The 20,370-nt window shown below is 40.0% G+C and carries 21 protein-coding genes; 9 read left to right on the forward strand and 12 right to left on the reverse strand.

Annotated elements, in window-relative coordinates; translation table 11 throughout:
* Window positions 1-134 precede the first annotated feature (134 nt).
* On the reverse strand, window positions 135-737 hold the full coding sequence (locus tag F947_RS12860) for a YidB family protein (protein WP_004976634.1): 603 nt from the start codon (window positions 735-737) through the stop codon (window positions 135-137).
* 140 nt (window positions 738-877) lie between these two features.
* A complete protein-coding gene (locus F947_RS12865) occupies window positions 878-1,372 on the reverse strand; it encodes a DUF6231 family protein (RefSeq protein WP_004976635.1) in 495 nt (164 codons plus the stop codon).
* 34 nt (window positions 1,373-1,406) lie between these two features.
* Here F947_RS12865 and F947_RS12870 point away from each other — a divergent pair, with 34 nt between their 5' ends.
* Window positions 1,407-2,279, forward strand: coding sequence for a DUF2797 domain-containing protein (locus tag F947_RS12870; protein ID WP_004976636.1), 873 nt, complete (start codon window positions 1,407-1,409; stop codon window positions 2,277-2,279).
* A gap of 81 nt (window positions 2,280-2,360) precedes the next feature.
* On the opposite strand, the gene F947_RS12875 is transcribed toward F947_RS12870, so the two are convergent.
* The 3 genes from F947_RS12875 to F947_RS12885 form a co-directional block, all read right to left on the reverse strand.
* Entirely contained in the window at window positions 2,361-4,232 is a 1,872-nt protein-coding gene (locus F947_RS12875) for a SurA N-terminal domain-containing protein (RefSeq protein ID WP_004976637.1), read from the reverse strand.
* A gap of 131 nt (window positions 4,233-4,363) precedes the next feature.
* On the reverse strand, window positions 4,364-4,636 hold the full coding sequence (locus tag F947_RS12880) for an HU family DNA-binding protein (protein WP_004976639.1): 273 nt from the start codon (window positions 4,634-4,636) through the stop codon (window positions 4,364-4,366).
* 224 nt (window positions 4,637-4,860) lie between these two features.
* Window positions 4,861-5,328 (reverse strand): phasin family protein, encoded by a 468-nt coding sequence (locus F947_RS12885; protein WP_004976642.1) that lies wholly within the window; start codon window positions 5,326-5,328, stop codon window positions 4,861-4,863.
* A 197-nt stretch (window positions 5,329-5,525) separates the two neighbouring features.
* On the opposite strand from F947_RS12885, the gene F947_RS12890 reads away from it, so the two are divergent.
* The 8 genes from F947_RS12890 to fdx all read left to right on the forward strand — a co-directional run bounded on the left by F947_RS12890 (window position 5,526) and on the right by fdx (window position 11,711).
* Window positions 5,526-6,173, forward strand: coding sequence for a hypothetical protein (locus F947_RS12890; protein WP_004976643.1), 648 nt, complete (start codon window positions 5,526-5,528; stop codon window positions 6,171-6,173).
* 123 nt (window positions 6,174-6,296) lie between these two features.
* Complete coding sequence (locus F947_RS12895) at window positions 6,297-6,770, forward strand: Rrf2 family transcriptional regulator (protein WP_004976645.1); 474 nt, start codon at window positions 6,297-6,299, stop codon at window positions 6,768-6,770.
* A gap of 1 nt (window position 6,771) precedes the next feature.
* A complete protein-coding gene (locus F947_RS12900; RefSeq protein WP_004976647.1) occupies window positions 6,772-7,989 on the forward strand; it encodes an IscS subfamily cysteine desulfurase in 1,218 nt (405 codons plus the stop codon).
* 104 nt (window positions 7,990-8,093) lie between these two features.
* Window positions 8,094-8,480 carry a Fe-S cluster assembly scaffold IscU gene (iscU, locus tag F947_RS12905; RefSeq protein WP_004976649.1) on the forward strand — a complete coding sequence of 129 codons (387 nt, stop codon included), beginning with the start codon at window positions 8,094-8,096 and terminating at the stop codon, window positions 8,478-8,480.
* 36 nt (window positions 8,481-8,516) lie between these two features.
* Window positions 8,517-8,837, forward strand: coding sequence for an iron-sulfur cluster assembly protein IscA (gene iscA, locus F947_RS12910; protein WP_004976650.1), 321 nt, complete (start codon window positions 8,517-8,519; stop codon window positions 8,835-8,837).
* 99 nt (window positions 8,838-8,936) lie between these two features.
* Entirely contained in the window at window positions 8,937-9,452 is a 516-nt protein-coding gene (gene hscB, locus F947_RS12915) for a Fe-S protein assembly co-chaperone HscB (protein WP_004976652.1), read from the forward strand.
* A 45-nt stretch (window positions 9,453-9,497) separates the two neighbouring features.
* Window positions 9,498-11,357, forward strand: a complete 1,860-nt coding sequence (gene hscA, locus F947_RS12920) for a Fe-S protein assembly chaperone HscA (RefSeq protein WP_004976654.1) — start codon at window positions 9,498-9,500, stop codon at window positions 11,355-11,357.
* A 15-nt stretch (window positions 11,358-11,372) separates the two neighbouring features.
* Complete coding sequence (fdx, locus tag F947_RS12925; protein ID WP_004976656.1) at window positions 11,373-11,711, forward strand: ISC system 2Fe-2S type ferredoxin; 339 nt, start codon at window positions 11,373-11,375, stop codon at window positions 11,709-11,711.
* A gap of 122 nt (window positions 11,712-11,833) precedes the next feature.
* Here the strand turns inward: fdx and F947_RS12930 are convergent, their stop codons facing one another.
* The 7 genes from F947_RS12930 to F947_RS12960 all read right to left on the reverse strand — a co-directional run bounded on the left by F947_RS12930 (window position 11,834) and on the right by F947_RS12960 (window position 20,246).
* Window positions 11,834-13,315 carry an adenylate/guanylate cyclase domain-containing protein gene (locus F947_RS12930; RefSeq protein ID WP_004976658.1) on the reverse strand — a complete coding sequence of 494 codons (1,482 nt, stop codon included), beginning with the start codon at window positions 13,313-13,315 and terminating at the stop codon, window positions 11,834-11,836.
* Between the two features lie 66 nt (window positions 13,316-13,381).
* Window positions 13,382-13,816, reverse strand: coding sequence for an HIT domain-containing protein (locus F947_RS12935; RefSeq protein WP_004976660.1), 435 nt, complete (start codon window positions 13,814-13,816; stop codon window positions 13,382-13,384).
* A gap of 208 nt (window positions 13,817-14,024) precedes the next feature.
* The gene (mfd, locus tag F947_RS12940; RefSeq protein WP_004976662.1) at window positions 14,025-17,486 is read right to left on the reverse strand and encodes a transcription-repair coupling factor; all 3,462 of its coding nucleotides are present in this window, start codon (window positions 17,484-17,486) and stop codon (window positions 14,025-14,027) included.
* Between the two features lie 150 nt (window positions 17,487-17,636).
* Window positions 17,637-17,996: a hypothetical protein gene (locus F947_RS12945; protein ID WP_004976663.1), complete on the reverse strand. Its 360-nt coding sequence runs from the start codon at window positions 17,994-17,996 to the stop codon at window positions 17,637-17,639.
* 226 nt (window positions 17,997-18,222) lie between these two features.
* A complete protein-coding gene (locus F947_RS12950; protein WP_004976665.1) occupies window positions 18,223-19,002 on the reverse strand; it encodes a glutathione S-transferase N-terminal domain-containing protein in 780 nt (259 codons plus the stop codon).
* Between the two features lie 53 nt (window positions 19,003-19,055).
* A complete protein-coding gene (gene rraA, locus F947_RS12955) occupies window positions 19,056-19,568 on the reverse strand; it encodes a ribonuclease E activity regulator RraA (protein WP_004976667.1) in 513 nt (170 codons plus the stop codon).
* Window positions 19,569-19,580: 12 nt separating this feature from the next.
* Window positions 19,581-20,246 (reverse strand): Rossmann-fold NAD(P)-binding domain-containing protein, encoded by a 666-nt coding sequence (locus F947_RS12960; RefSeq protein WP_004976668.1) that lies wholly within the window; start codon window positions 20,244-20,246, stop codon window positions 19,581-19,583.
* Between the last annotated feature and the right edge of the window lie 124 nt (window positions 20,247-20,370).

Here is a 20,370-nt window from a genome sequence, read left to right on the forward strand (position 1 = left end):
TGAACCAAACTTAAAACATAAAAACACGCTTCGGCGTGTTTTTTGCATACTTAAAAAACCAAATAAAAACTAAGCCAACAAACTTGCTGGCTTAGTTTATTCAAGTCAGTTTTGCAAAGCTGAATTTTTCAATATTAACGCTTTAAAAATCCAGACACTAAATTCATCACTTGTTGAATATCATCATTGGCTTCTTGTTTGCTAGTTTGCTCACCTTGTGGTGTCAATGAATCAATAATTTGCGGCAATACTGCAGAAATCGCATTATAAATATCTTGCTTTGGCGCCTGAGTTTGCTGTGCGACCTGCTCTACATCGGCATCATCAAATAAACTTTGTACTTGTTCAGCACCTACATGCGCATTTTCACCTGGGCCTGTAGACACCCAATCATCCACCTGACTGGTTAAGCCTTGTCCTTTGAGTTTATCCAAAGCACCTTGCAAGCCACCCTGTTTTTGAATCCATGCCAACACCAAAGGCAAAACTGCAATCAATAAACTTTGTGTACCTGAAGCACCTGTAGCAGAACGCTGTTGTTGCCCACCTAACTGACCTAGTACCGAACCAAGAATGCCACCCAAGCCGCCTTGCGCAGATTGTTGGTTATTACCACCAAGTTGCCCCAAAACCGAACCTAAAATACCACCCAATCCGCCTTGAGATTGATTAGATTGCTGATTCGCGCCCAATGCCTGCTTTGCTAAAATTTCAACAATATTGCTTAAATTGGTCATTTTATTTTCCTAATAATGCCCTTATGACAGCATACGAAGTTTTGACTGAATTGCGCGCTTGAAATTGTTAAATTTTGCAATATCCTAAACTTATGTGAATTAATTATCATTATTAGAATTTTGTGATCGTAATTCAGCACTTACCAGCGGAATTTATCCCAATTTTCAGGGTTTGCCCAAAACTTAGAATTAAACCAATCAGGCACGTGCTTATAAGTCAAAATATTAAATTGCCATAAGCACAAATGATGCTGCTCAAAGCGATGTTCAATCAATTGCGTAAAACCAAGCGCTCTAAGCAATTGCTCATCTTCACGCGCAGCAATCACCACAATACGTTTTGCCAATAAATCACGTAGCTTCACCAAAATTTGCGAGGTGTGTTGTGGTGTCTGCGCAGCAAAATCGGCAGCATCTAAAAATACAACTGCCAAATCAAAACGTTGGGTAAAAGGCAGATTTAAAAATGCCAATGCGCTAAAATACTGCCATTGGATAGTTGGCTGCTCATCAGCCGCTTGATTGTTATACTTCGGGCTTGCTTCAATATTTTGCCCTATACACAATGCAGTAGAAATTGGCTGTTGTTGAGATAAATCATCAATTAATGCTTGAATTAAACGCATTTCAGCCATCACTGCATTCCTTCATTTTCGAGAGAGTATTCTTATGGAACTACAAGGCATTTGCCATAAAATGCACGCAGGTCTTAAGGACCATAGTGTAACTGATGAACAGGTACACAAGGCAAATGTTGAATATAAATTTATTCTAGACCGTGCAGAAATTGACCTGCCTTTTCAGCTTGGGCAAGAACTTGAACTGGAATGGACGGGCAATATTTATTGTGTTTCTTGTGGTGTGAAAACACCAAAATCCTATTCGCAAGGACATTGTTTCAAGTGTTTTAAAACCAAAGCATCTTGCGATATGTGCATCATGAAGCCTGAGACCTGTCACTATCATTTAGGTACCTGTCGTGAAGATAGTTTTGCTCAAGAAGTCTGCTTTCAACCGCACATCGTATATTTAGCCAATTCAAGTGCTTTAAAAGTGGGAATCACCCGTTTAGGTCAAATGCCAACACGTTGGCTAGATCAGGGCGCAACTCAAGCCTTGCCAATTATGCAAGTCGGCTCACGCCGTTTATCTGGGCAATTGGAAGTTATGTTTGGTACACAAGTCGCAGATAAAACCGACTGGCGCAAACTACTCAAAGGCGAAGCAGAGCCGCTAAACCTAATTGAAGTGCGTGAACAACTGATTGAAGAGTTTGCGCCTAAAATTCAGACCATTCGTGATGAGTTTAGTCAAAACCTTGAATTCAACGAAACGGTAGAGCTTTTAGATCAGGAACTTCCGCGTGAATTTGTGTACCCTGTAGAACAGTATCCTGAGAAAATTAAATCGCATAACTTAGATAAAACCCCAATCATTCGCGGCAAACTGCAAGGAATTAAAGGGCAATATTTAATCTTGGATACAGGTGTCATCAACATTCGTAAATACACAGGTTATGAGCTAAAAATTCGCGCTGAATAAATCTTGAAACTGCTTACTTAATCATTTTAGATGCACAAAAAAACCAGCAAATTTGCTGGTTTTTTTGTAGATGTTCATCACTTATTTGATTTTCGCTTTCGATTTCAAATATTGCGTATAGTCATCTAGCTCTTGTTGAGCACGTAATTGTTGATACAACTGCGCTAACTCTTTCAGTTGCTCAGGCGTTAAAGCATTCGATGTAGTATTGTTTACATTTGATACAGCTACCACCACTAATTCATTTGGTATAGATGCTGTTGTTACTGACCACATACCATCTTTAGGCGCAAGCACACTAAATGCAGCACGTTCAATTTCACGCTTTAACAAACCATCTGCACGGGTGAATGTGCCTGCATTTTCAAAACGGATTTGGTTTTTCGCCAAAACGGTCGCTGCAGGTTGAGTTTTAAAGGCATCCAACGCAGCTTGAATATCTTTTTTCGCTGCATCAAAGGCTTTTTTCTCAATCAGTTTAGCTTTTACGCGGGGTGTTGCTTCTTCTAAAGTTTGCACACCTGCGGCATGGTAATTACGCACTTTCACCCATACCACATCGCCATTGGCTAAAGTAATGTTACTCGATGCGTTGCGATCGCCATTTTTCACATCATCATTAAACAATTTAACTTTGACAGATGGCTGGCTTAAAACAGGATGCTGCGCCGCCAAAGTTAAACCATTAACAGATTCGACTTTGGCCGTTTTCACTTCTTCTGCCACAACATCTAAAGCATCACTACTCACCACCAATTCATTTAAGCTGTTGATGGTATCGGTATACGCATTTTCAGTTTTGGCTTTTTGCAACTCTGCCATTAAACGTGCTTTTTGAGTTTCAAACGCAGGGACTTGAACTGTAGCACCTTCTGTTTGAATCACATGATAGCCATATTGAGTTTTAATCGGCTGTGATACTTCACCAGATTTTAAGCTACCCACGGCTTTGTCAAAGGCATCGCCAAATACGCCTGCTTCATAACCTGCAACCTCACCACCTTTGGCTTTAGACTCAGGATCATCCGAATACTTTTGTGCAGCTGCAGTAAAGCTTGTACCTTGCTTAATTTCAGCTGCGGCTTGCTCTGCAAGTTTTTTAGCTGCGGCATCATCACGCGCATCGGTGGTGATTAAAATATGTTTCACTGTCGGTACAGCAGCACCTTTTTGAGTTTCGACAAACTTTTGATAAGCCTGTTGTAACTCTGCGTCAGTGACAGCCGTATTTGCAGGTGCAATATTGGCTGGAGTCACCACAATGTAATCGACATCAACGCTAGCAACCTGTTTAAAGGCATTGGCGTGCTGTTCATAATACGCAGCAATCTCTTGTGCATTTGTGGTGATGTTTTTCTTGTAGTCATCTAACTTAATGCTAGATAAATGCAAAGTACGTTGCTGGGTTTGTAAATTGGCAATTTGCTGAATATCAGACGGGCTAACTAAAGCATAATCGGTAAAGCTAGCACTCAGCATTTTTAACGCATGGTCTTGGCGTAAATTTGCCACAAGCGCCTGATTGGTCATGCCTACAGATTGCAGATAGTTCGCATACAAGCTTTCAGAAAACTTGCCATCTTGTTGGAAATTCGGTTGCTGTGCAATCATTTGTTCAATTTGTGCATCGCTCAAAGAAATCCCTAATTTCTCAGCTTGTTGTAATAACAAGGTACGTGCAACCAACGTATCTTTGGCTTTGTTTTGAATATAATTTTGATTCAATAGTGTTTCATCACCATTGGTATAGGCCAAGTATTGTTCTTTCAAGGAATTGGTCAGATTATCTAATTCTCGTTTTGAAATTTGCTGACCATTGACTGTTTGTGCAGTGTCTTCAGACTGACCTCCACTAAAATATCCTTCAATACCTACAAGTGCTAAAGGGGTCAAGAACAAGACGAGCAAAACTTTGCCCAACCAACCCTTAATAACTTTACGAAAAGATTCCATAAGTATTCCAATATTTTATTTGTGCGAGATTTTAACTGAAAACCCTCAACGAATGAATGCGTTGAAGCCGTTTATTGACATTATTAATAAAAAACGCGCCAATTGGCGCGCTTTCTTGGCATTTTAAAAGATTATGCTACTGAATCTTTTAAACCTTTACCCGCTTTAAAGCTTGGTACTTTGCTTGCTTTAATTTCAAGTGTAGCACCTGTTTGTGGGTTACGACCTGTGCGAGCAGCACGCTCTTTCACATTAAATGTACCAAAACCAACGAGGGTTACAGTATCACCAGCTTTAAGCGCTTCAGTAATAGAAGCAATTGTTGCGTCTAAGGCCTTACCTGCATCAGTCTTAGACAATCCCCCTTTCTCTGCAATTGCATCGATTAATTCTGATTTATTCATGAAAATTACGTCCTCTTAATATCGTTTATTTAAGGTCCAGAGATTTAATTTAAATTACCGTAACGCCTTTATAGCAATGCTTTGAGGGTAAAAGCAATACTCCCTGCACGCTTTTATGCAAAATAAATGGTAAAAACGATGGAACTGTTAGCCTCTATTCAGTTTTGCCCTAAAATACCCGATGTATAATAAAGCAACATCCTTTAAGCCCCCTTTCCACAGAATTACTTTTTCGCAACATCTTCTTTTAATTGTTTATTTTCTTCAATCAACGCATCGACTTTGGCATGTAATTGCAGTACCAATTGCTCCAAATGTTGTAGGTCTTTTGCTGTCACCAAGCCAATTCTATTTAAAGAATGATTGACGCTATGGTCAATTAAACGCTCAACTTTATCTTTAGTATCAATGACCGACTCTTTGGCTTTTTCAGACACTTTTTCAACTGTTTGATCGGCAATTTCTGTAGTTTTAGATTCTAATTCCTCACCCACCTTGACCAGAGAGTCAAACAATTTATTGCCTTCTTCTTCTGCGCGTGAAAATGCACCTAAACCTGCTAGCCAAATTTGCTTGGTATATTTACGAAAATCGAGTGATGATTTACGTCCTGAGCGTAATTTATCTTTATTTTTCAATGTGGTTTCTGATTCAAGCAAATGCTCTTCTACGCTATCCGTCGTTTTTTCCATGAACCTCTCTCCTGCTTATTTTATGTGCACATAAATGTAATAAACCTACAAAATGCTTTCATAATAGCAAATTAAATACTTGATCGTTTTGCTAAACTGTTCTACAAAGCAAGATTATTCGCTGTGCTTCTAATATGATGTATTCACTACGAAGTGCAAACCAAGGAATTCAACTTTAAATTTAGGGACTTGATTTTATGAGTGATTCGCAACAAAGACAAAGTAATCCACATTTGTTGCTGACCATGCTCATGATTGTGTTGGAAACAATTTTTAGCTTTATTCTCAAACATGATCGTGTGGTCGCTTTGCAGGCTAAAAAGTTTGTCGACCAGAAAATCACCATTAAAATTAATAGCTATATTCCTTATTTCGACATTTACGTGGAATTCAATCCAAACGGCATCTTATTTGACAGCAAAGCACCTGAACAAGCTGTCGATTTAGATGTGCGCACCACCCTCATAGATTTATTTAAAATCTTTATTTTAGGTAATCGTCGCAGTATTAAACACATGCGTATAGATGGTGACATTACCCTTAAAGATGAGTTTCGTGATCTAATTTTGCATTTTAGTGCACCCAAAGTTTTAGCTGACTGGAAACAATGGCTGAAAGAAGCACCGCAAGAACAAGAAGTGATTGGTTCTAAAAAGCGCATTGCCCCACTTTTAGACAAAATTGATGAACAACGCTCTAAGATCAACACCCTACAAGTTGAGCTTAAACAGCATAAAAACCGTATTCGTCGGATTGAACGTCGTCAAAAGCGCATTAACATCGTCTTTGGTGTAATAACAGTACTATTAATTACGTTATTAGTGTATAATTTATGGATCGTTTAAACGCATTAAAATATCAAGAAAAACAGCGTAAATCCTCGCGCACAATATCACAATAAAATACTTGACTAATTTAGTCGGGATTCATAGAATACCCATATCTAGTCTAATCATGTGTATCGAATCATGCGCTTAACAACTCGCGGTCGCTACGCAGTGACTGCTCTACTTGATTTAGCTTTGCAGCCAACTGAACAAACGATCACGCTTGCTGAAATTGCAGCCCGTCAAACTATTTCTGTTGCTTATCTTGAGCAGTTATTCGCAAAACTTAAGCGCCACGGCTTAGTGTCTAGTGTTCGCGGTGCTAACGGTGGTTACCATTTAGCACGTAGTGCAAATGAAATCACTGTGCTAGAAATCATTGAAGCCGTAAACGAAACTGTTGATGCAACGCGTTGCGACCATAAAGGCAACTGTCAAAATGGTGCAATGTGCTTGACTCACGACTTATGGCAGGAACTCTCCCATCATATTGCCGACTATCTCGCTAAAATCTCACTTGCTGATTTAGTTGCGCGTGACAACGTACAAACTGTTGCCATTCGCCAGAACACAGCACCGTTTGATTCAGCTCTGTTATCGGTTACAGGTATTTGACATGAAACGTCCAATTTATCTTGACTACGCAGCAACCACTCCTGTAGATCCTCAAGTTGCAGAACGCATGATGGAGTGCCTGACTTTTGATGGGACTTTCGGTAATGCCGCTTCTCGTTCGCACGCTTATGGCTGGCAAGCAGAAGAAAAAGTTGAATATGCACGTGAACAAGTTGCGAACTTGATCAAAGCAGACCCACGTGAAATCGTGTGGACTTCTGGTGCAACAGAATCAGATAACCTTGCACTTAAAGGCGTAGCACAATTCTATTCGTCTAAAGGCAAACACATTATTACCTCTAAAATTGAACACAAAGCCATTTTAGATACCTGCCGTGAGCTTGAATCTGAAGGTTTTGAAATCACGTACTTAGAGCCACAACCACAAACAGGTTTAATTACACCTGAAATGGTTGAAGCGGCAATTCGTCCAGACACAATTTTAGTGTCGTTGATGATGGTCAATAACGAAATTGGTACGATTACCGATGTCGCTGCAATTGGCGAAATCACCCGTGCCAAAAAAATCTTCTTCCACGTTGATGCTGCGCAAGCTGCAGGTAAGGTAGAAATTGATTTATCTACCTTAAAAGTAGACTTAATGAGCTTCTCTGCACACAAAATCTATGGCCCTAAAGGTATTGGTGCGCTATTTGTACGCCGCAGTCCACGCGTACGCTTAAAAGCACAAATGCATGGTGGCGGTCATGAGCGTGGCATGCGTTCAGGCACACTTGCAACCCACCAAATTGTAGGTATGGGCGAAGCATTTGAACTTGCAGGCAAAAACTTGGCTTCTGAACAAGCCCGTTTACGTGTATTGCGCGACAAACTTTGGAATGGCTTGAACACCATGGAACAAGTTTTCCTGAATGGTCACCCAACACTAAACGTAGCCAACTATTTAAACGTCAGCTTCAACTTTGTTGAAGGTGAATCTTTAATGATGTCTCTTAAAGATGCTGCGGTATCTTCAGGTTCTGCGTGTACTTCAGCGACTTTAGAGCCATCTTATGTATTACGTGCACTAGGTCTTTCAGACGAACTTGCACACAGCTCAATTCGTTTCAGTTTTGGTAAATACACCACTGAAGAAGATATTGATCATGTCCTAACTGTGACTAAAGCTGCTGTTGAAAAGTTACGTGAACTTTCACCGCTTTGGGATATGTATAAAGAAGGGATTGACCTTTCTAAAGTAGAATGGACTGAACACTAATTCATCCCAAATCTAATGGCTTTGACAGGAAGCCATTAGATTGATAAAGGTAATTTCACCCCCATATTTATATTAAGGCTGACCCCGAGGTTTGGAGAAGCGACATGGCTTATAGCGATAAAGTAATTGATCATTACGAAAACCCTCGTAATGTTGGCGTTTTAGACAAAAATGCTGAAAACGTTGGTACAGGTATGGTGGGCGCACCTGCATGTGGCGATGTAATGCGTCTGCAAATTCAAGTGAATGACGAAGGCGTGATTGAAGAAGCACGTTTCAAAACTTATGGTTGTGGTTCTGCCATTGCTTCTAGTTCTTTGGTTACTGAGTGGCTTAAAGGTAAAACTTTAGATGAAGCACAAGCGATCAAGAACATTGATATTGCTACCGAACTTGCCCTTCCACCAGTGAAAGTACACTGCTCTGTATTGGCAGAAGATGCAATTAAAGCTGCTGTAGAAGACTATCGCAGCAAAAAGACCAAAGCTTAATTTGCTAAGTTTTGTGGAAAAACAAACGGAGTTTTCATGATCAATTTAACTGAAAATGCTGCAACTCATATCAGCAATTACTTAAAGAATCGCGGTAAGGGTCAAGGTATTCGCGTTGGTGTGAAAACTTCAGGCTGTTCTGGTTTGGCTTATGTACTCGAATTTGTAGATGAAGTCGATACGCACGACCAAATGTTTGAACAGTTTGGTGTTAAAGTTTTCGTTGATCCGAAAAGCCTAGTTTACCTAGATGGCATGGAAATGGACTATGTCAAAAATGGTTTAAACGAAGGTTTCGAGTTTAACAACCCCAATAAAAAAGGTGAATGTGGCTGCGGTGAATCGTTCACGGTATAACGCCACCTCCCTCTTTTTAGCTTAAAACAGTGTACAATACACTGTTTTAATTGCATTTATGCAGCCAATTTTGCACACTAATCGCGGATTCCATCTCCCATGAATCATTTTGAGTTGTTTAATCTTCCTGTTGCACTCGATATTGATTTCGCTACTTTAAAAGCTGAATTTTTAAAGCTACAGCAGCAATATCACCCCGACAAAGCCGAAGACAAAGATCAAGCCTTGATTAAATCTAGTAAAATTAATCAGGCGTTTAAACAACTCTCTGCGGTAGACAGTCGTGCTGCATATTTACTCTCATTGAAAAAGCAAGATTATCATCTCGATCAATCCATCCATGACTTTGAATTTTTACAAGATGCCTTGGAAATTCGTGAGCAATTGGATGATGCCAACTGTGCCGATGACTTACAGTCATTAAAGGTTGAAGTACAACAATGGGTTGATGGCTTAGTCCGTGAATTTAAAATTGACTATGCCGAAGAAGATTGGGCAGAAGCGCGTGACACTGTGCGTAAATTACGCTTTTTCATGAAAGTTATGGCTGACCTAGACAAAGCTGAAGATCGTTTCCTTGATGATGACAGTTTTGATTTAGACGATGATTTTTAATTTTAGTTTGTATTTTAATATTTAACGGGCAAAGGATTTTACATAATGGCGCTCTTGCAAATTGCAGAACCAGGTCAATCAAGTGCACCGCATGAACATCGCATTGCGATTGGCATTGACTTAGGCACCACTCATTCATTGGTTGCCACAGTTCTTTCTGGTAAAGCCAAAGTCTTGCATGATGAGCAAGGTCGCGTGCTACTGCCTTCTATCGTCCATTATGCAGAGCAAAATACACATTATGGCAATGCTGCTGCGCCATTTATTACTACAGACCCTAAAAACACGATTGTTTCAGTCAAGCGTTTTATGGGTCGTTCTAAAGCGGACATTAAATTTCAACATCCATACACGTTAGTGGGTGAAGACAATCAAATGCCTGCTTTTGAAACAGCTCAAGGCCGTAAAACACCTGTTGAAATTTCGGCAGAATTACTTAAACAACTCAAAGACCGCGCAGAAGCCAGCTTACAAAACCCTGTAAATGGTGCAGTGATTACTGTTCCTGCTTATTTTGATGAAGCTCAACGCCAAGCCACACGTGACGCTGCCGAGCTTGCAGGTTTAAAAGTATTGCGTTTATTGAATGAACCGACTGCAGCAGCGGTTGCCTACGGTTTAGATCAAGACACCAACTTGGCTCAAGACCGTAACTATGTGATTTACGACTTGGGCGGTGGTACGTTTGACGTTTCTATTTTACGTTTCTCTCAAGGTGTTTTTGAAGTTTTAGCCACAGGCGGCCACACTGCTTTAGGTGGTGATGACTTAGATCGTCTGATTGTAAAATGGGCAAAAAAACAGCTGAATATTGAAAGTTTAGATGATGCAGAATATGCACACTTTATTGTGTCTGCACGTAAAGCCAAAGAAGCGCTCAGCAATGCAGAAAGTGTTGAATTAAAACTGTTAGAGCACACGCTGCAATTAGACCGCGCAAACTTTGAAAGTATTATTCAGGTTGCTTTAGATAAAACCATTAGTGTATGCAAACGTGTATTACGCGATGCCAAACTTGACCTAGATGACATTCAAAATGTAGTTTTAGTTGGTGGTTCAACACGTTCTTATGCCGTGCAAAAAGCTGTTCGTGAAGTATTTAATCAAGAACCATTATGCACAATTAACCCAGATGAAGTGGTTGCAATTGGTGCATCAATTACCGCCAATCAACTAATTGGTAACAGCAAAGATGGTTCGTTGCTATTAGACGTTACCCCACTGTCTTTGGGTTTAGAAACCATGGGCGGTTTGGTGGAACGCTTAATTTCACGCAATACTGCAATTCCTGTAGCACGTCGCCAAGAATTTACCACTTATCAAGATGGCCAATCTGCCATGTTGATTCATGTGGTACAAGGTGAGCGTGATTTGGTAGAACATTGTCGTAGCTTAGGTCGTTTTGTGCTACACGGTATTCCACCAATGACTGCGGGTCAGGCACGCATTGAAGTTACGTTCCAAGTCGATGCTGATGGCTTGCTCAGTGTTTCTGCTAAAGAAACCACTTCTGGTGTGACTGCAAATATCGACATCAAGCCATCTTATGGTTTATCTGAAGCAGATACCGAGCGTTTGCTGCTAGATGGTTTCAAATATGCAGAAGAAGACAAGCAATTGCGTCATTTGCATGAAACCAAAGTTGAAGCACAACGTGAACTTGAAGCTTTACAACAAGCCTTAAAAGTAGATGCACAACTATTAAGCCCAGAACAATTAGAAGCTTTAAATACTGCCAAAGCGCAGTTGGAAGCCGAATTGACTGGACAAGACATTAAAGCCATTGAACATGCTGTTGAACAGCTTAAAATACACAGTGATGCTTTTGCTGCAATTCGTATGAATCAACATATTGATACAGCACTTAAAGGCACTAAACTCGACGACTGGTCAAACTCAAACTAATTTAAGGTAAAGATTATGCCACGTATTAAAGTACTTCCACATGCGCAATTCTGCCCAGAAGGTGCTGAGTTTGAAGTCGAACAAAATGCCAACTTATGCGAAAGCTTACTTGAAAATGGCATTAAAATTGAACATGCTTGCGATATGTCTTGTGCATGTACCACTTGCCACGTTGTTGTTCGTAAAGGCTTTGACAGCCTAGAAGAAATGGATGATGTTGAAGCTGACTTATTAGACCGTGCTTGGGGTTTAGAGCCTGATTCACGCTTATCTTGTCAGGTTAAAGTGGTCAATGAAGACTTGGAAGTCGAAATTCCAAAATACACCATTAACCATGCTTCAGAAAATCATTAATCATAAAATGATGCTAATTCTAAAAAACTGCGCTACGGCGCAGTTTTTTTTATTGCACAACTTTAGATTTAAAATTTTTGAGGATTTAAAAGTTAAACGAGATCTACATTATAAGAAAAATTTTAGTGTTTTTCAGGAATATGAGTTTTGGCAATTTCTTCAACAGGTGGATGTTCAATCACTTCATCTTCAAGATTAAGTTTTACAATGCCCTGTGAGTTGGTCAGCTTTTGCTGCGTTTGAATTCTTTTAATCATTTTTTCTAATACGGTAATTAGCTCAGGATATTCAAAATTCTGCACTTCATCCAAATTAAGCAACAAATGAAAACCTTTATATTCGTAGTCAAACCAACGCTGATAATCCGACTTGCTGGCCGCATATTTTTCCATCACTTGCCAAGTTTTTACAGGACCTTGAATCCCCTTTAAAAAGATCGGTGCTTTCGGAGCACACAAATAATCATTTTTAATCAGTTTATAAGTGTCATCTGAAAGTAAAATTTCATCAACTTCGGCCGCACTTTGCAAACGCGCAGCTAAGTTAGCATCACGCCCAACAATGGTATATGCCATCCGATGTGCTGCACCGTAGTTCCCAACGTGGCAATATCCTGTACTGATACCCATACGAATATGTAAAGGCGGATAGCCCATTTTAACCCAACGTTCGCGTAACAATTTCATTTGCTGACGCATCGCAATAGCCATCTCTACACAAGTTTTAGCATCTTGTTCAACACCTTGCGTATTTGGATCACCAAAGAAAATTAAAATCGCATCACCCATAAACTTATCCACCGTCGCTTCATATTGCTTGGCAATTTCGGTCATGTGGCTTAAATAATCATTGAGCAGGAATGCTAAATCATCTGGAATTAGTGTTTCAGAAAGTTCAGTAAAGCCTTGAATATCAGAAAAGAAAATCGTCATTTTTTTACGTTTATATTCAATTTTCGCTTCCGACTCACCTTTCATAATCGATTGCCACAACTGCAAAGGTGCATAGCGACTAAGCTGATTCGCAAATTCCATATAGCGGTTCATTTGTGTGTAGTAATGGTCTTTCTTTGCCGTGGTATAGCGGATACGACGTGCCTGATAGGCACTGCCCATGCCAAAGTAAAAGATCATACATAAAAAGGCTAAAATCGTAAGTTCGGTACTGCTTTGTTCAAAATATTCGTTAAAACCAAAAATAAAAATATTACAAAAATAAAAAACTGTGACCGCCAATAAGGATGCCAATGCCACCAAAAAGAAAGAAACTTTAATATAAATGGCGGTATATAGCAGCGCAAATAAAGCGGCAAAAGTAAGTACCAAATTCAGATGTACCGCAGACAAACATACTGCGACTACCACAATATCAATAATAAACAGGATATTACGCTTGGCTTGATGACTATATTTATATTGCAGCCAACGCGAAAATTTAGGAATTATCAGTAATAAAAAAGTAAGAAAAAACGGAAGGTAAATTTGATAATTGGTATCGGCGTAGGTGTAGTGATAGACCACCATAATCAGGGATAAACTTGCATACCCGACTAAACGATGCAGAAATTCGAATTGTTTGGGATCTCTTTCCATCCAATTGTACATGAACACCGCGGCCTACTCCAATCTAGGATTAAAAAGCCACGCATGCTGCGTGGCAATTCATTTCAATTAATCCATTCGCCAGTCAAATGGCATATCGCCTTGACCACGCAGAGCAAGCATCAAGGTTTGACGCATGTGAGCCAAAACTTCATTGCTGTATGGTACAGCTGGCGTACCCCAAACTGGTTTAGGCCAAGCCACATCATTTTGATAACGCACGACGTGATGAAAATGCAATTGTGGAACCATATTACCTAAAGCCGCCACATTCATTTTATCGGCACGGAATACACGTGATAATTGGCTAGATAACCAGCTAGATTCACGTAAAAATTGTTCTTGGTCTGCCTGGCTTAATTCGTATAGTTCTGTAACCCCTGGCACACGTGGAATTAGAATTAACCAAGGGAATTGCATATCATTCATTAAACGACATGTTGACAGAGGAAAGTCGCCTACAAAAAAAGTATCTTGAGCAAGTTGTGGATGCAAACTAAACATATCTTTATAAATGACGCAAATTGTAATGATGGGTAATACTATCACATCCCTAGTGAACTGAGTATGATTCCCATCATGTTTCGATGTAAATAAAGTGCAATTTTAACCAAATTCATCATGAATAATATTCATTATAGAATCAGAGGTTTCTTAGCAAATATTCATAAATTTACCGATATGATATTTGGATCAATTTGCATTTTTAAACTCAGCTGTGCAAAGTTTTTAGCAGGCTGTTTAATAGATCGGCAATAAATTGAATCCGCTTTTCAGCTTCCTCCAACATCACCATCACTTTTAAACGCTGTCCACCATCCATACGGAAATAGGTCGGATGTTTTTGCATCATTTGAATGATGCTCATGGCTTGCACAGGTGTATCTGGTGAAAATTCGATATGACCGCCATTTGTACTAATATCAATTTTAGTGATGCCCAACTGCTCTGCTTTTAAACGCAGTTGATGTACAGCAAATAATTGTTTCACCGCTTGTGGTGGAATACCAAAACGGTCAATCAATTCCATACGGATATGATCAAGCTTTTCTTGAGTATCGGTATTACTAATGCGTTTGTAGAACAATAAGCGCTGATGCACATCGCCCAAATAATCATCTGGAATTAAAGCAGGCATGTGCAGGTTGATTTCTGCAGTTAAAGACAATGGTGCATCGAAGTTAGGGGTTTTACCTTTTTGAATGGCTTTGGTGGCTTTTTCCAGCATTTCCATATACAGGCTATAACCAATAGCTTGCATTGAACCGCTTTGTTGCTCACCCAGTAATTCGCCCGCACCACGAATTTCCAAGTCTTCGGTTGCCAACATAAAACCTGCACCCAAAGTTGAGGCACGCTGAATCGCATCCAAGCGTTTTTCAGCATCGCCTTTTAAGCCCTTAATGGAAGGTACCAGCAAATACGCATAAGCTTGGTGATGCGAACGTCCAACACGACCACGTAGTTGGTGCAACTGCGCCAATCCGAGTTTATCTGCACGTTCAATTAAAATGGTATTGGCATTTGGAACATCAATCCCTGTTTCAATAATGGTTGAGCAAACCAACACGTTATATTCTTTATGATAAAACTGCTGCATGACTTGCTCTAATTCACGCTCGCGCATTTGCCCATGCGCAACTGCAACCCGCGCTTCTGGTACCAATTCACGAATGGTTTCAGCACTACGCTCAATGGTTTCTACTTCATTATGCAGGAAATACACCTGACCACCACGTAACAATTCACGTAAAATGGCTTCTTTCACCGTATCGCCTGTATGCTCTTGCACAAAGGTTTTTACCGCTAAACGACGTGCAGGTGGTGTGGCAATAATGGATAAATCGCGCATACCGCTAAATGCCATATTTAAGGTACGTGGAATTGGCGTTGCGGTTAAAGTCAGCATATCCACATCGGCGCGCAGCGCTTTAATACGTTCTTTGTCACGCACCCCAAAACGATGTTCTTCATCGACAATCATTAAACCCAACTGCTTGAACTGAATATTTTCTTGCAGAATTTTGTGCGTCCCAATCACAATATCGACTTTGCCTTCAGCTAAATCTTCAATGGTTTTTTGATGAGATTTGCTTGAACCAAAACGCGATAAGACTTCAATACGCACAGGCCAGTCGGCAAAACGGTCTTTAAAAGATTCATAATGCTGTTGTGCCAACAATGTGGTCGGAACCAATACCGCGACTTGTTTATTATTCTGTACCGCGACAAATGCAGCCCGCATGGCGACTTCGGTTTTACCAAAACCAACATCACCACAGACCAAACGATCCATTGGTTTTGCCAGTTGCATGTCATGTAAAGTCGCTTCAATTGCATTGGCTTGGTCTAGGGTTTCTTCATAAGCAAAGCCACTGGCAAATTGCATATAAAGACTATGATCCAACTCAAAAGCAAAACCCGGTTTAGATTGACGACGTGCCTGAATATGCAGTAATTCTGCTGCCACATCGTGAATTTGTTCCAACGCTTTGCGTTTGGCTTTATTCCATGCATCTGTGCCTAATTTATGCAAAGGCGCAAGGTCTGGATCACCACCGCTATAACGGCTGATTAAATGCAAATTGGTAACAGGTACATACACTTTTGCAGCATCGGCATAATCAAGTTGTAAAAACTCATGCTCTTGCTCATCAATATTTAAAGTAATTAAACCTGCATAACGCCCTACGCCATAATCAATATGTACCACAGGTGCACCAATGCTTAACTCGGTCAAACTGCGAATTAAAAACTCTTCAGAAACTTCCTGCTGACGTTTACGACGGCGCTGCACCATACGATGTTCATACAACTGATTTTCTGAGATTACACTCAATTGATCTTGAATGACCAAGCCGCGATCTAAAGGTGCATTGGTAATCGCAATGGCTTGTAAAGACTGCTGAAATGCCTCAAAACTCTCCACTTGTGGAATTTCACCCAAAGCGGCACGCAACGCATCTTTTAAGGTTTCACGACGACCTGCACTTTCTGCCACCAATAAAACAGGATGATTGGCCGCATCAATATATTGCTTAACGGCATGAAAGGGTTGTTCTTGTTTAGGATCAACCGCCAAACGTGGTGGTACAAGTGTGCTTAAGTTCACTACACCTGCTTTTTGCTCAAAAGCTTCGGGCGATGCAATCACACGTCCAAATTGATTCAGTTGTTCTAATAATTGATTTGGTTGTAGGAATAATTGCTCAGGCGGCAAAATCGGCTGGTCGATGTTATGACGTCTGTCCTCATAACGATACAGCACATCTTTCCAAAATTGAGTTAAACAGTCATCCACCGCCTTATCTGTAATGACAATGCAATGCTTTGGTAAGTATGAAAGTAATGTATTTTGACCTTCAAGCTGTGCTTGAGTGAAGAATAACGGAAAATAAAACTCTAAACCAGGCGATGCAATGCCTTCTAACACATCCTGATACACAGGGTTCTTTTTCGGGTTTGCCGTTGGGAAACTTTCTGCATAGCGGTCACGGAAAATCGCACGACCTTCTTTTAATGGAAATTCTTTGGCGGGTAAAACCGTAAAATTCTGCAAACTTTGGGTGGTACGCTGCGTTTCTGGATCAAAAAACTTTAAGGTTTCAACTTCATCATCAAATAAATCAATACGGATGGGTGCTTCCTGTCCCGAAGCATAAATATCCATAATACTGCCACGCACAGCAAACTCACCATGATCATAGACTGTATCGACCAGATGATAGCCTGCTTGTACCAAACGCTGTTTTTGTTGTTCCAAAGCAAACTTTTGCCCAACACGAATATCGAAATGCTCGCCTAACACCCATGAGGTTGGTGCAACACGTTGTGCCAAAGTGGTTGCCGAAACCAACAATACACCTTGCTGCGGCATATTGGATAAAATCGCCAAACGCTCCGACACAATATCTTGATGCGGTGACAAGCGGTCATAAGGCAAAATTTCCCAATCGGGGAAAATAGTCGGTTTTACCCCGTAAAATTCTAATTCGCTTTCTAACTGCGCCAAATGTTGTTGATTGCGCGCGACAATCACAAATAAATGCTGATTCTGCTGACCAATTTCTTTAAATAATAATGCTGCGGCAGAACCTTGTAGATTACCAATCCAGCGTTTTTCGCCAGCTTTCAGTTGTGCTAAATTGAGTTGGGAAATTTCGTGTTGGAACATGTATATAGCTTTAGGGTCTAAACAACATGGGGCTTATACTAGCACGATGAATTGACGGTTTTACGTAATTTTTTTCATCCACCATTACAGCGTATTTAATTGCAAAATTTTATAAAACAGCGAGCTTTAAAGTTTGATACACACGCCTCTTTACTTTTGATCACGTAAAAACTGTCGATAATAATCATTCAATTTTTTAACAATCGCTTTAAATTCCAGTAAGTTTTCTTCGGTATTACCAAGCATTGTGTTAAAACGCTGTTGCGCAATTTCCAGATCAATTTTTTCATTGATAATCATAGCTGTAGAATACAGCTGTGCCAAATCATCAAACTGCTGCATACGGCGGTTGGATAAATAATTTAAACGCTCTGCCAAAACATCGTTAAGCAAAATACCATCGACAATATAGCCTTGTTCCGCATCCCATTGAATATTCTGTGCTTCTAAATAGGCAATTTCTTCGAGATTGGCTTTATTTTTAAACAACCCTGTAAGTTTGCTGAACATTTTGAACCTATAAATTGGCGAAATCAAAGTGAATGCTGCAGAGTTTAAATGCTTCACTAAAATAGATGCAACTGATCAGGGTGATTTATGCTCCCCTGATGTTATAAGTCAGTGTTTCAACCCCACTTTGCTTAGGCTATTTATAATGATGCATATTTTGCATCCTGCCAAATGTAAAAAAGCATCTTGAAGATGCTTTTATAACAATCAAAAAATGACTTAAAGCTTATTTGCCATAAGTTTGCTGTAAATACTTCACAATCTTGGCCGATTCAAAAAGCTGAGTCTGGGTATTTGGATCGATTAAAAATGGGACTTGAATATTATCACCCATAACTTTTAATACCTGCTCACGCTTACCACCTGCCAGTGGCACATATTTACCCGGTTTTAAACGTAATTTTGCCAAGCCTTGATCTTGCCAACGCTCTTTGGCTACATTATGAAATTTGAATGGCAACTCCAGTTCAGTCAATACACCACGTACTACACGTGTATAAGGACTTCCCTCAAAACCCCACAGTTCAATCAGTTGTTCAGGTGCAGCGCGCTCTACAATTTTCTGGTTAATCCACACACCACGTGCACCATTCAATAACGTGCCTGCAAGTGCAACATAAGGAATTTTAGGAAAATGCGCGTATTTTTTTGGCGTTTTTCCACTTTTGCCATAATGTTTGAATAAATGATGAATGATCTGCTGTGATTCATAGAGCTGATCACCTGTATTTTCATCAATTAAAAATGGAAACTGAGTTTTACCACCCAGTTGTTTCACCAAAGGTCGATATTTTGTGCCGCCTTTGGGGCATGGATAAACCTCATAATCCAAATTTAACAAGGTCATGACTTCGCGTACACGACGGCAAAATGGTGAACCTTCAAACTCATATAACTTTAAGGCTTTTTCGGGTTGCTTGGGAAATGCTGTCCCATTCACTCCACGTCCACCTTCGGTAAGCATAGATGCCACTGCCTGAATGACTTTAATTTGATGATGCACCATTTTGTTTTCCTTGTGATGTGCTCAGCAATTTGATGACTGCGCCATCAAACCGCTTATAAATCGACCAACTTTTCTTTTGCCACAATAATACCGTTGTTATCGGCATAGACATAATCGCCCGAATTAAAAGTGACTTGTCCAAAATGCAAACTCACATCTACTTCACCCACGCCTTTGCGGTTACTTTTTTGTGGAATTGAAGCCAAAGCATGTACGCCTAAATCAAGTGCTGCAATTGCATCGACATCACGTACACAGCCGTAAATAATCACGCCATTCCAGTGATTTTTCACTGCAGATTCAGCAATCAAGTCCCCCATTAAGGCACAGCGCATAGATGCCCCACCATCTACCACCAAAACTTTGCCCGTGCCATCGGTTGCCAACAACTCTTTTACACGCGAGTTATCTTCAAAGCACTTTACAGTCACAATTTGACCGCCAAAAGTTTTACGTGCACCGTAACTTTTGAAAAATTTGCCATCCAAAGATGGAATCACCACTTGAAGGTCATGTTCTGGATGGTCATCTAATAAGTCACAAGTTACGAATGGTACTGTAGACACGTTGTTCCCCTTTTACTTGGTTTTTTGTATTTGTAAATTATCATAAATTTGGAATTTATGAATTTGCGATTGCGCTGCCTCGACCATAGTATGAGCCACTTGCGTAGCACTTACTGGCTTATATGTAAAATGATCGGGAATAAATCGTGATATTTTAAGATACAGCTTTTGTCCTAAATCTTCTAAACGCCGTTGTTCGTTGCGCTCACCCAATAATAAAGATGGACGCAAAATTGATACTTTGTCTAAATCCAAACTTTCAATATATTGTTCTAGCTCACCTTTGACACGATTATAAAATACGGCTGATTTGGCTTCTGCTCCCAAAGCACTGACCAATATGTAATGCGTACCCTTCGCCTGCAATAATTCGGCAAAATGTGCATTGATGGTATAGTCCACAGCATAAAATCCCTGCTTTGAGCCTGCCTTTTTTAAGGTTGTGCCTAAACAACTGAATGCATGACTATAACCGCTCACATCTTCATCATTGAGCAATAAAAAGTCTTCGAGGAGTAACGTCTGGACTTTTTCTAAGCGATTTAATTCCGAGCAAGGTCTACGCAAAACAACGGTGATATTTTTACATTCAGGCAGCTGATTAAGCTGTTTGACCAATTGCTGCCCAACTAAACCATTCCCACCAATTACAATTGCATTTTGAATAGAATTTGTCATTTTTTAAACAATCTCTGAGGCTTAAAGCTAATCTACCTGTTTCTTTCTGATTTTTCTGCAGCTAAAATGTTGTCAAAGCATGTCAAGACTTGACTTAACTGTCTAGTTTCATCAAAATATGGCA

It is taken from the genome of Acinetobacter towneri DSM 14962 = CIP 107472 (assembly GCF_000368785.1).
GTDB lineage: Bacteria > Pseudomonadota > Gammaproteobacteria > Pseudomonadales > Moraxellaceae > Acinetobacter > Acinetobacter towneri.